Annotated in this window: 10 protein-coding genes; 4 read left to right on the top strand and 6 right to left on the bottom strand. The window is 69.9% G+C overall.

Annotated features, from left to right (window positions below; all coding sequences use genetic code 11):
- Positions 1-112: 112 nt before the first annotated feature.
- Genes ABZV40_RS45325 through ABZV40_RS45305 form a run of 5 tightly spaced genes read right to left on the bottom strand, consistent with a single transcriptional unit; the run spans position 113 to position 5560 of the window.
- Positions 113-1336 carry a UDP-glucose/GDP-mannose dehydrogenase family protein gene (locus ABZV40_RS45325; RefSeq protein WP_355456313.1) on the bottom strand — a complete coding sequence of 408 codons (1224 nt, stop codon included), beginning with the start codon at positions 1334-1336 and terminating at the stop codon, positions 113-115.
- Positions 1288-2157 carry a glycosyltransferase family 9 protein gene (locus tag ABZV40_RS45320; protein WP_355456312.1) on the bottom strand — a complete coding sequence of 290 codons (870 nt, stop codon included), beginning with the start codon at positions 2155-2157 and terminating at the stop codon, positions 1288-1290. Before ABZV40_RS45320 ends, ABZV40_RS45325 begins: the two co-directional genes overlap by 49 nt.
- Positions 2154-3053, bottom strand: coding sequence for a glycosyltransferase (locus ABZV40_RS45315; RefSeq protein ID WP_355456311.1), 900 nt, complete (start codon positions 3051-3053; stop codon positions 2154-2156). Before ABZV40_RS45315 ends, ABZV40_RS45320 begins: the two co-directional genes overlap by 4 nt.
- Positions 3050-4642, bottom strand: a complete 1593-nt coding sequence (locus ABZV40_RS45310) for a carbamoyltransferase C-terminal domain-containing protein (protein ID WP_355456310.1) — start codon at positions 4640-4642, stop codon at positions 3050-3052. Before ABZV40_RS45310 ends, ABZV40_RS45315 begins: the two co-directional genes overlap by 4 nt.
- A 9-nt stretch (positions 4643-4651) precedes the next feature.
- On the bottom strand, positions 4652-5560 hold the full coding sequence (locus ABZV40_RS45305; protein WP_355456309.1) for an NAD-dependent epimerase/dehydratase family protein: 909 nt from the start codon (positions 5558-5560) through the stop codon (positions 4652-4654).
- 89 nt (positions 5561-5649) lie between these two features.
- On the opposite strand from ABZV40_RS45305, the gene ABZV40_RS45300 reads away from it, so the two are divergent.
- From ABZV40_RS45300 to ABZV40_RS45285, 4 genes are read left to right on the top strand one after another with little or no spacing between them, the layout of a single operon-like run.
- The gene (locus ABZV40_RS45300) at positions 5650-6624 is read left to right on the top strand and encodes a cation diffusion facilitator family transporter (protein ID WP_355456308.1); all 975 of its coding nucleotides are present in this window, start codon (positions 5650-5652) and stop codon (positions 6622-6624) included.
- Between the two features lie 34 nt (positions 6625-6658).
- Complete coding sequence (locus ABZV40_RS45295; protein ID WP_355456307.1) at positions 6659-8944, top strand: nitrate reductase; 2286 nt, start codon at positions 6659-6661, stop codon at positions 8942-8944.
- Complete coding sequence (locus ABZV40_RS45290) at positions 8944-9405, top strand: hypothetical protein (RefSeq protein WP_355456306.1); 462 nt, start codon at positions 8944-8946, stop codon at positions 9403-9405. The genes ABZV40_RS45295 and ABZV40_RS45290 overlap by 1 nt, the downstream gene beginning before the upstream one ends.
- 3 nt (positions 9406-9408) lie before the next feature.
- Complete coding sequence (locus ABZV40_RS45285; protein WP_355456305.1) at positions 9409-10896, top strand: MFS transporter; 1488 nt, start codon at positions 9409-9411, stop codon at positions 10894-10896.
- Positions 10897-10939: 43 nt separating this feature from the next.
- On the opposite strand, the gene ABZV40_RS45280 is transcribed toward ABZV40_RS45285, so the two are convergent.
- Positions 10940-11548, bottom strand: coding sequence for a hypothetical protein (locus tag ABZV40_RS45280; RefSeq protein ID WP_355456304.1), 609 nt, complete (start codon positions 11546-11548; stop codon positions 10940-10942).
- Positions 11549-11741 lie beyond the last annotated feature (193 nt).

Below are 11741 nucleotides of genomic sequence, written 5' to 3'. Positions count from 1 at the left end.
CCTTCCCCCCACCCCCCTCGGGCCCCCCCGCTCGGTTTTCGTGTTTTTATCGGCTGAATTTTGCCCCATCCTTTTTAAACATTGCCTTGAACCTACGACAACGGGGCGGCGGCTAGCGGCCGGTTTTGATCAGGCGGAAGCCCGCCTCGCGGACCTTGTCCTCCGGCACCACGTTGCGGGTGTCGAAGAGGCGGGGGTCCGCCATCCGCTCCGCCAGGTCCGGCCAGTCCAGCTCGGTGAACTCCGGCCATTCCGTCAGCACCACCAGCAGGTCCGCGTCCCCGGCCACCTCCGCCGCGCTGTCCAGGACGGAGATGTTCGGCCGGTTGTCGCTGACGCACGGGTCGTAGGCCGTGAGCCGGGCGCCTTCCTGCGCGAGCAGTTGCGCGACCACCAGTGCGGGCGAGTCGCGCAGGTCGTTCGTCCCCGCCTTGAACGTCAGCCCCAGCAGCCCGATCGCGGCGCCGTCGAGCGTGCCGACCTCCTGCCGGATCCGGTCGACCACCCGGTGCGGCTGGTGGCGGTTGGTGGTGACGGCGGCTTCGAGGGTCGCGAAGTCGACGCCGGCGGCCTTCGCGGTGGCGAGCAGCGCCAGGGTGTCCTTGGGCAGGCACGAGCCGCCCCAGCCCGGTCCCGGCTGCAGGCACGACGTGCCGATCCGGTCGTCGCGCCGCATGCCCTCGGTGACGCCGTCGATGTCGGCGTCGAGCTGTTCGCACAGCTCCGCCAGCGTGTTGACGTACGACAGCTTCAGCGCCAGGAAGCAGTTGCTCGCGTACTTCACCAGCTCGGCGCTCGTGTTGTCGGTGAGCACCGTCGGCGCGTTGGTCGCCGCGTACAGCTCGGCCACCGCGTGCGCCTGGCGTTCGTCCTGGGCGCCGACCACGATCCGTTGGGGGCGCAGGAAGTCCTCGACGGCGTGCCCTTCCCGCAGGAACTCCGGGTTCGAGACGACGCCGGGGTATCGTGCCGCGGTTCCCACCGGCACCGTCGACTTCAGCACGACGCCGTTCGGTTCCTGGTCCAGCACGGCTTCCACGGCCGTCAGGTCCGCCGCGCCGTCCGTGCCGGTCGGCGTCGGCACGCAGACGAACGTGAAGTCCACATCGGACACCGAACTGCCGGTCACGAACCGCAGGTCGCCTGTCGCCAGGCCCTTGACGACCAGGTCGCGCAGGCCGGGTTCGTGCAGCCAGACCTCACCGGCGTTCAACGCCTCGATCTTGGCCTCGTCGGAGTCGGCGCAGACCACCCGGTGCCCGAGGTGCGCGAAACACGCGGCCGTCGTCAGACCGACGTAACCCGCGCCGATGACACCGATTCGCTTCGACTGCACAGCACACCTCCTACCGCGTCCAGAACTTCGTCCTCCGTGATCCGCAACAGCCCGGGGCCGGGCTCGTCGGCGAACGTGTCACCCGTCCGGCCGTGCCAGAGCACTCGGTGCGGGCCGCGCCGCGGACCCCAGAGACGGGGTGACACCGGGCCGAACAGCAGCACCGACGGCGTGCCGTAGGCCGTGGCGACGTGGGCGACGCCGGTGTCGCCGCAGATGACCAGTCTGGCGGTGCCGACCAGGTCCATCAGCTCGGACAGGCTGCCGCTCATGACGTTCGGTGCGACCTGACGGGCCAGGTCGCGCTCGCCGGGGCCCGCGGTGACGACGACGTCCCCCAACGCTCGGGCGACCGCCGCGTACCGCTCCGCCGGCCACCTCCGCGCGCCGGTGCTCGCACCCGGATGGATCACGACCCGCTCGGTCCGCGGCCCCAGCGGGCGCAACCGGAAGTCGTCCGGATCGCAGTGGATCCCGTGACGTTGCAACAGGTCGCACCACCGGACGATCTCGTGCTTCTCCCCCCGCTCGGGAGACGTGATGATCGCGCGCGGCCTCGTCTCCAGCAGCCGCTCGGTGCTCTGCGGCCCGATGCCGTGCAGGTTCACCGCGAGATCGGGGCGGTCGAACTCGATCGGCGCCAGCTCCTCCGTCGGCAGCAACCGGTCGACCGCCTCGATCCGGTCGACCACGTCCCGCAGCCACGCCGGCGCCGCGAGCGTGATCTCCGAGCGCGGGAACGCCGCCCGCAGGCCGCGCAGCGCGGGCACCACGGTCAGGAGGTCGCCCAGCCCGAGCGCCCTGAGCACCAGGATCCTCACGGCCTCACCCGCCGATGGCGCAGCTCACCGCGCACCCGGTGCCAGCAGGCAACCGGTGGGATCAACGCGCTCGTCACCACCATCCGCACGACCTCGTCGGCCGTCCGCGGACCCGGCACGATGCGCCGCACCGCGAACCACCCGGTCAGCGCGGCCCACACCGCACCCAGCCGCACCGCCGCGCGCCGCCACCCCAGAAGTCCACAAAGGACGGCACCGGCGCCGGCAGCAGTGGTCAGGACGTGCATCCGGAACCGGCCGGGCTGCCCGCCGATGCGCGCACGCCACCCCGGGCCCACCAACCGCCGCATCAACGCGTCGTCGGCGTTGCCGCGCTGCTGGTCCACGCTCGTCAGGAACGTCGCGGGCTTCACGGGGTGGGTCGTCACCCGTTCGCCGCGCACGATCCGATAGCCGAGATCCTGCACGCGCAACGCCAGTTCGGCGTCCTCGCGATAGGCACGCGGGAACCGTTCGTCGAAGCCGCCCGCCCGCGCCAGCGCTTCCCGCCGGTACGCCATGTCGGCGGTGATCCACCTCGCGGAGGCCAGCCCGGCGGTGCCGCGTTCGGCGTCGGTCGGTTTCCGGTCCTCCGGCAGCGGCACCACGATCCTGGCCTGGCTCGCGCCGACGTCGTCGGGCAGGCCGGCCAGGTCCGCGCACAGCTGGGCTTTCCAGTCCGGCGCGAGCACCACGTCGTCGTCGATGAACGCCACCCAGTCACCGCGAGCCTCCCGCCAGCCGCTGTTGCGCGCGGCTGCGGGGCCGAGGCGGGTTTCCCGGTCGTCCACGACGATGATCTCCACCGGCTCCGGCCCCTCCCCCTCGACCAGCGCGTCCAGCAGCTCGTCGAGGTTCGGGCGCCCCACGGTCGGGATCACGACGGAGTACTTCATCGGCGCACCGCGTACGGGCCGATGGCGAGCAGGTCGATCGGCGACGAGCCGAAGCACTCCAGCGCGTCGCGCGGGCTGTCGACCATGGGACGACCGGCGGTGTTGAGGCTCGTGTTGACCACGACCGGCACACCGGTGCGCGCCTCGAACTCGCGCAACATCCGCTCCAGCAACGGGTCGCCTGCCACGGTCTGCGCACGCGCGGTGCCGTCCACGTGCACCACCGCCGGAATCCGGTCGATCCACTCCGGACGGACGTCGTGCACGAAGAGCATGTAGGGACTGGGCAGCGGGCCGCGCTCGAACACGTCGGCCGCCCGGTCGGCCAGCACCATCGGTGCCACCGGACGGAACTGCTCGCGACCCTTCACGTCGTTGAGCCGCGTCAGGTTCTCGGGGAAGCACGGGTTCGCGAGCAACGAACGGCGGCCGAGCGCTCGCGGTCCGTACTCGCTGCGGCCCTGGAACCACGCCACGATCTTGTTGGCGGCCAGCGCCTCGGCCACCTCGGCGGCGATGTCCGCGGGCTTGGTGAACGGCACCGCGGCGGTCCGCAGCACCGACTCGATCTCGGCGTCCGAGAAGCCGCGACCGAGATCGGCACCGGGCATCGCGGACACCCCGTCGGACACGTGCAGAGCCGCGCCCAGAGCCGTTCCGGCGTCGCCCGCGGCGGGCTGGACCCACACCTCGTCGAACGGTCCCTCGGCGTAGATCCGGGTGTTGGCGACGCAGTTCAGCGCCACCCCGCCGGCCATCGTCAGCCGCCGCTCGCCGGTGCGGTCGTGCAGCCAGCGCACCAGTTCCAGCAGCACCTCCTCCAACCTCACCTGCACGCTCGCCGCCAGTTCGGCGTGCTCCTGGGACAGCTCGTCGTCCTTGCCGCGCTGCTTGGCGAGGGTGTTCCAGTCCAGCGGACGGATCTCGAAGCCGCCGTCGCGCACCAGCACGTGCTCGCGCATCAGGTCGAGGTGCACCGGCTTGGCGTGCGAGGCCAGGGCCATCACCTTGTACTCGTCGCTGGACCGCAGAAAACCCAGGTGCTCGGTCAGTTCCTCGTACATCAGCCCGAGCGAGTGCGGCAGCCGCTGCGACGCGAAGGTCGTCAGCTGCTGGTCCACGTACCGGCCGGCCAGATGCGACCCGCACTCGCCGCGCCCGTCCGCGACGAGCACCGCGCAGTTGCCGCCGAACGGCGCGGCGAGCCCGGTGGACGCGGCGTGGGCGACGTGGTGCGGCACGAACCGCACGATCTCCGGGTCGAGACCGGGCAGCGCGGTGGCCAGGAACTGCGGTGCTTTGCGCGCGTAGGTCGTCCGGAGGTCCTCCCACGGCGCGTACTCGGCGTCGACCAGGTCGGGGTCGTAGGAGTACGCCACCGCGTCGAGGTCGGCCGGCGTCAGCCCGGCCTGCTCGAGGCACCAGCGCGCGGACAGCTCCGGCAGCTCCCACGCCGAGAACGGCACCGGTCGCTTGCCGTGCTTGCGGCGGGAGAACCGTTCCTCCTCCGCCGCCGCGACGATGGAGCCGTCGACCACCAGTGCGGCGGCCGGGTCGTGGAAGATCGCGTTGATCCCGAGAACTCGCATGACGTGCGGCTACCCGGCGAACTCCCGGGCAAACGACCGAAGTCCGTCCTCCAGCGCGACCTTCGGCTGCCAGCGCAGGATCTGCCCGGCCAGACTGATGTCCGGCCGGCGCCGCCGCGGATCGTCCACCATCGACTCGACGTGCCGCACGACCGACGAACTGCCGGTGACCTCGATGGTCTTGCGGGCCACGTCGAGCACGGTGACCTCGGCGGGGTTGCCGAGGTTGATCGGCCCGGAGTGGTCGCTGCGCGCCATGGCGAGCAGGCCGCGCACCAGGTCCGAGACGTAGCACAGCGACCGCGTCTGCAGCCCGTCGCCGTGCACGGTCAGCGGTTCGCCCGCCAGCGCCTGCCGCAGGAACGTCGGGATCATCCGGCCGTCGCGCGCCCGCATCCGCGGCCCGTAGGTGTTGAAGATCCGCACGATCCCCGCGTCCACCCCGTGTTCGGCCCGGAACGCCATCGTCATCGCCTCACCGAACCGCTTGGCCTCGTCGTAGACGCTGCGCGGCCCGATCGGGTTCACGTGCCCCCAGTAGGTCTCCCGCTGCGGATGTTCCTCGGGATCCCCGTACACCTCGCTGGTGGACGCGACGACGATCCGCGCGTTCTTGCGCCGCGCCAGGTCCAGTGCGTGGTAGGTGCCGAACCCGCCGGTGCGCAGGGTGTCCACCGGCATCCGCAGGTAGTCCGCGGGCGAGGCCGGGCACGCCAGGTGCACGATCAGGTCGACCGGCCCGAGCAGGTCCAGCGGCCTGGTGACGTCGGCCGCGACCACGCTGACCCCGTTCGGCACGTTGTCCCGCGAGCCGGTGCGGAAGTCGTCGACGCAGACGACCTGTGCGTCCTCGCGCAACAGTGCATCGCAGACGTGCGAGCCGAGGAAGCCCGCACCACCGGTGACGACAACCCTCACGTTCGTCTCCTCCCGTTTGTCGGCTGGTTCCCCGAGGCGAACGGCGCAAACACGTGTCACCCGACGCGTCAGCGGGTAGCCGCGACCACATGGCTGGAAGAGAAGGCAGCAGCTTCACGGTCCTGCTCGCGCTGCTCGCCAACGCCGCGGTCGCGGTCCTCAAACTGGTGGCGGGCCTGCTCTCCGGATCGGGCGCCCTGCTCTCGGAGGCCGCGCACTCGGTGGGCGACACGTCCACCCAGATCCTGCTGCTCACCGCGGTCAGGAGGTCCGAACGCCCGGCCGACTCGAAACACCCGTTCGGCTACGGCAAGGAGCGCTACTTCTGGTCGTTGCTCGCCGCGTTCGGGATCCTGATCTCCGGCGCGGTGTTCTCCCTGTACGAGGGCGTGCACACGATCATCGACCCGCACGAGCAGAGCGCCTACGCGTGGGTGAACTACGTCGTGCTCGGCATCGCGTTCCTCATGGAGGGCACCTCGCTGCTCCAGGCCACCCGCCAGGTCCGCAGGGAGGCCGCGGAGCACCAGCTCTCCCTGGCGGGCGAGCTGGCCGGCACCGACGACCCGGCACCCCGCGCGGTGTTCACCGAGGACCTCGCCGCGGTCATCGGCATCGTGCTGGCGGCGGCCGGTGTCGGGCTGCACCAGCTGACCGGGTCGGCGGTGTGGGACGGCATCGCGTCGATCCTCATCGGGGTGCTGCTCGCGGTGGTGGCGGTGCTGCTCGGCAAGGTGTGCAAGGGACTGCTGATCGGGCGGCAGGCCGACCCCCGGCTCGTGCGCGCGGTGTGGGAGCACGTCGAGCGGCAGCCGGAGGTCGACGACCTGGTCGACGTCCAGACCATGCTCACCGGAACGGACAAAGTTCTCGTATGTGCACGAGTCGACTTCATCGACACCTATTCCGCCGGTGACGTGGAACAGGCGTGCATTCGCATCGACAACGAGCTGCGCGAGCTCTTCCACGACGTCGACGAGGTGTTCATCCAGCCCGTACCCAGGACGAACGCCGATTTGCGCGACCGGGTTCTGCAACGTTACGGGCGGGCGCTGACCGACTGAGTTTCATTCCCGCGGCGCCGGGTATTGCCATTCCGTGGATCGCATTTCCGACGTATGGGGACCACGCACTCCGCACGGACGTGAGACGCACTGGCCGGTCCGGGTCGACCAGCAGCTCGCGGACGGCCTCGGCGAGTCCGATGTGGACCGGTGGGTCCAGTCGGCGTGCGTGTTGTGCAGCAACGGGTGCGGCTGCGACATCGCCGTCAAGGACGGCAGGATGGTCGGTGTTCGCGGGCGGGCGTCAGACATCGTCAACCACGGCAGGATGGGCCCGAAAGGCCTCTACGGCTCGTGGGAAGCGCATCGCAAAGATCGACTCACGAAACCGTTGGTCCGCCACCGCGGTGAGCTGGTCGAGACCGACTGGGACACCGCGATGGACACGATCGTGCGACGCTCCCAGGAGCTGCTCGCCGACGTCGGACCGTTGTCGCACGGCTTCTACACCAGCGGGCAGCTGTTCCTGGAGGAGTACTACACGCTCGGCGTGATCGGGAAGGCGGGCATCGGCACGCCGCACATGGACGGCAACACCAGGCTGTGCACGGCCACGGCCGGGGCGGCGCTGAAGGAGTCGTTCGGTTCGGACGGCCAGCCGGCCTGCCACGCCGACATCGACCTGTGCGACGCGCTGTTCCTGTTCGGGCACAACATGGCGGCCACGCAGACCGTGATGTGGGCGCGCGTGCTCGATCGCCTCGCCGGACCGGAACGGCCTCGCCTCGTCGTCGTGGATCCCCGGCGCACGCCGACCGCGGAAGCAGCGGACGTGCACCTGGCGCCGTTGCCCGGCACGAACCAGGCGCTGATGAACGGGCTGTTGCGCGCGGTGATCGAACGCGGCTGGATCGACCACGACTACATCGCCGCGCACACGCTCGGGTTCGACGAGCTGAAAGCCACCGTCGAGCCGTACACGCCCGAGCACGTGGCCGAGATCTGCCGCATCTCCCCCGTCGACCTGGTGCGGTCCGCCGAGATCTTCGGCACCTCGCAGCGCGTGCTGTCGACCGTGCTGCAGGGCTTCTACCAGTCGCATCAGGCGACCGCGGCGTCGTGCCAGGTCAACAACCTGCACCTGCTGCGCGGACTGCTCGGCAAGCCCGGCGCCGGCGTGCTGCAGATGAACGGCCAGCCGACCGCGCAGAACACCCGCGAGTCCGGTGCCGACGGCGATCTGCCCGGATTCCGCAACTGGGACAACGAGGAGCACGTCCAGGAGCTCGCACGGCTGTGGAACGTCGACCCGCTGACCATCCCGCACTGGGCGCCGCCGACGCACGCGATGCAGATCTGGCGGTACGCCGAGCAGGGCTCGATCAAGTTCCTGTGGATCTCCGCCACGAACCCGGCCGTCTCGCTGCCGGAGCTGCCGCGCATCCGCGAGATCCTGCGCAAGGAGGACCTGTTCGTGGTGGCGCAGGACGGTTTCCCGACCGAGACCACCGAACTGGCCGACGTGGTGCTGCCGGCCGCGCTGTGGGGCGAGAAGCAGGGCACGTTCACGAACCTCTCGCGGGTCGTACACCTGTCCGAACAGGCCGTCGAACCGCCCGGTGAGGCCCGCAGCGACCTCGACATCTTCCTGGACTACGCCACGCGCATGGGGTTCAAGGACCTCGACGGCAACCCGCTGATCAAGTGGAAGGACGCGGAGGGCGCGTTCGACGCCTGGCGCGAGTGCAGCCGCGGCCGTCCGTGCGACTACACCGACCTGTCCTACGACAGGCTGCGCGGCGGCAGCGGAATCCCCTGGGGCGGCAAGGAAAGGCTCTACGCCGACGGCGTCTTCCCCACCGCGGCCGACTACTGCGAGGACTACGGCCACGACCTGCTCACCGGCGCGTCGACCACGCCGACGGACTACAAGGCGCGGCAGCCGGACGGACGGGCGTTCCTCAAGGCCGCCGAGTACACGCCGCCGCCGGAGCAGGCGAACGCCGAGTACCCGTTCCTCTGCACGACAGGGCGTTCGGTCTACCACTTCCACACCCGCACGAAGACCGGCCGCACGCCGCAGCTGCGCAAGGCCGAGCCCGAGCCGTGGGTGGAGATGTCGCCGGAGGACGCGGCGGAGCTCGGCTTGGCCGAAGGAGACCTGGTGCGCGTCGAGTCGGCACGCGGCAGCGTCAAGGTTCCAGTCCGGATTGGACGGTGCCGCGGTGGCGTGGTGTTCCTGCCGTTCCACTACGGCTACTGGGACGTCGAGCCGGGCGAGCACGATCGGGCGGCCAACGAGCTCACGCTCACCGAGTGGGACCCGGTGTCGAAGCAGCCGCTGTTCAAGATCAGCGCTGTGCGGATCAGGAGGGCCTGATGCATCTCGCGACCTACCTGGGACTTCTGCACACGTCGCTGCAGACGCTGGCCGGTGCCTTCCGCGAGGTCGCGAAGGGCCACGGCGACGAACCGGACGTCGAGCACACCTGCCAGGTGCTCGCGCAGCGGCTCGACGGGCAGGTGGACCAGCTCACGCCGATCGTCGAACGCTACGGCGAGGACCGCGAGCCGGAGCCGGAACGCCTGCACGCCGCGGAGTTCGAGGAGACCCGAAGCGGTGCCGTCGGGCTGTTGCGCGACTTGCAGGACCTGTACGCGCTGGCGTCGTTCACCGACATGACCTGGACCGTCGTGGGCCAGGCGGCACAGGGCCTGCGGGACAAGGAACTCCTCCAGGTCGTCAGTTCGTGCGAGCAGGACACCGCGCGGCAGCTCGCGTGGTTGAAGACGCGGATCAAGCAGAGCGCACCGCAGGCGCTCATCGCGGCGAGAGGCTGAGAGATGGACACTGGGGTACGCACCCTGATCCCGGCGAGGATCGACCGGTTGCCGTGGTCGCCGTTCCACACCCGCATGGTCGTGGCGCTGGGTGTCGCGTGGATCCTGGACGGCCTGGAGATCACGGTCGCCAGCGCGGTCGCCGACACGCTCACCAAACCGGAGACCCTGCACCTGTCGTCGACCGCGGTCGGCCTGCTCGCCACGGTCTACCTGATCGGCGAGGTCGTCGGCGCGCTGTACTTCGGCCATCTCTCCGACCGGCTGGGCCGCCGCAAGCTGTTCATGCTGACCCTCGGGGTCTACCTGGTCGGTTCCGGCCTCACCGCGCTCACGCTGGGCAACGGCGCGGGCTGGGTGATCTTCCTGTACCTGACCAGGTTCGTCGCCGGCATGGGCATCGGCGGTGAGTACGCGGCGATCAACTCCGCGATCGACGAGCTGATCCCCGCGCGGTACCGCGGCCGCGTCGACATCGCGGTCAACGGCACGTACTGGGCGGGTGCGGTGCTCGGCACGCTCGGCTCGTTCATCCTGCTCAACAAGATGGACCTGTCGCTGGGCTGGCGGCTCGGCTTCCTCATCGGACCGGTACTGGGCCTGGTGATCCTGGTGGTGCGCAGGCACCTCCCGGAGAGCCCGCGGTGGCAGATCATGCACGGCCGCAACGCCGCGGCCGAGGAGTCCATCACCGAGATCGAGCGAGAGGTCGAGGAGACCGGCAGGACGCTGCCGCCGGTCGACGAGAAGAAGGCCATCGAGGTCAAGCCCGCCGAGGAGATCGGTTACCTGGCCCTGGCCCGCGTGCTGTTCAGCGAGTACCCGTCACGGGCGGTGCTCGGCGCGACCCTGATGATCACGCAGTCGTTCCTCTACAACGCGATCTTCTTCACCTACACGCTGGTGCTGGGCAAGTTCTACGGCGTCTCGTCGGAGTCCACACCGCTGTACCTGATCGCCTTCGCGGTCGGCAACCTGGTGGGACCGTTCACGATCGGGCACCTGTTCGACACGATCGGCCGCCGCGCCATGCTGTTCTGGACCTACGTGCTGTCCGGCGCGCTGCTCGGCGTCACGGCGGTGCTGTTCTACACCGGCGCGCTGAACGCGATCACGCAGACCATCGCGTGGTGCGTGATCTTCTTCTTCGCCTCGGCCGGTGCCAGCGCCGCGTACCTGACGGTCAGCGAGATCTTCCCGCTGGAGGTGCGGGCGAAGGCGATCGGCGTGTTCTTCGCCATCGCGCAGTGCTTCGGCGCGCTCGGGCCGGTGATCTACGGCGCGCTGATCGGGACCGGCGAGCACCCGGTGCGGTTGTTCATCGGGTACCTGATCGGCGCGGTGATCATGATCATCGGTGGGCTGGTGGCGCGGTTCCTCGCGGTGGACGCGGAGAACAAGTCGCTGGAGGAGATCGCTCTGCCGCTGTCCGCGACGGCACGGCGCGGCCGCACCCGTGCCGAGGGCGCGGCCTCACCGTTCTCCACCTGAGCAGTCCCCTGCGCTCGTGAGCAGGATCGTCTCCACGTGAGCCTCAGTAGACGCAGGGCGGCCGGTAGCCGTCGATCTTGAGACCCCGGAACTCCAGGTCGTTCGGCGTCTTGCCGACGAAGACCAGGCCGCGGGCGTCCTTGAGCGCCTCGGTCAACGGGTACGCCGGCGTGCCGAGCTCGGGCAGGCTCGTCCAGTCCTTCGGGCTGAAGCTGAAGAACTTCGTGACGAGCCTGCCGCGGGTCGACGGGATCCTGGTGACCCACTTGTCGCCGCCGCTCCAGTGCGAGGCCGGGCGCAGCTGGACGTACAGGTCGTCGGTGGCGCGGTAGGTCATCAGGAAGCCGCGCGACCCGGTCAGGTCGGCTTGGGCCTCGAACTTGTTGCCCAGCCACACGACCATGACGTGCCAGTCGTCGCCGAGGAACTTGATCTTCGCCGAGTACTCGTGGCGGTTGCGGGGCACGAGGATGCTGCCGGTCGCGGGTTCGGTGGCACCCTCGCCGCTGGCGAGCCACTGCTGCAACCGGTCGATGGACGGGGTGTCGCACCCGCGGCCGGGCAAGGCGGTCGCGGTGGCCGTGGAACCGAGGAGGAACAGCAGCGCGTACGCGATCACCGCGACGCGGCCGAGCGTCGAATTCAAGCGCATCTCGCGGACCGTACCCGCAATTGGTTGAACCATTGAGCGTTCACGGTTGACCGCGCCGTGCTGAGCAGGTGGCCTGAAGTCGTGTTCGCAACCCGCCGTCTGGTGCTGTCGATGAAGGGCGCCTTCTTCCACACCAGGTGGAGGAAGGCGCCCCTCAAACCCATAAAAAGCCCGGCAGGCGGGGTGGGGACAC

This window comes from Lentzea sp. NPDC004782, from assembly GCF_040609115.1.
Lineage (GTDB): Bacteria > Actinomycetota > Actinomycetes > Mycobacteriales > Pseudonocardiaceae > Lentzea.
The sequence above is the reverse complement of the archived record's forward strand: the minus strand, read 5'-3'. Positions and strand labels throughout refer to the sequence as shown.

What these genes read in the sequence shown, in the direction of transcription:
- ABZV40_RS45285 (WP_355456305.1), top strand. Translation starts at nt 9,409, where the DNA reads ATGGACACTGGGGTACGCACCCTGATCCCGGCGAGGATCGACCGGTTG.
- ABZV40_RS45315 (WP_355456311.1), bottom strand. Translation starts at nt 3,053, where the DNA reads ATGAAGTACTCCGTCGTGATCCCGACCGTGGGGCGCCCGAACCTCGAC.
- ABZV40_RS45290 (WP_355456306.1), top strand. Translation starts at nt 8,944, where the DNA reads ATGCATCTCGCGACCTACCTGGGACTTCTGCACACGTCGCTGCAGACG.
- ABZV40_RS45300 (WP_355456308.1), top strand. Translation starts at nt 5,650, where the DNA reads ATGGCTGGAAGAGAAGGCAGCAGCTTCACGGTCCTGCTCGCGCTGCTC.
- ABZV40_RS45280 (WP_355456304.1), bottom strand. Translation starts at nt 11,548, where the DNA reads ATGCGCTTGAATTCGACGCTCGGCCGCGTCGCGGTGATCGCGTACGCG.
- ABZV40_RS45310 (WP_355456310.1), bottom strand. Translation starts at nt 4,642, where the DNA reads ATGCGAGTTCTCGGGATCAACGCGATCTTCCACGACCCGGCCGCCGCA.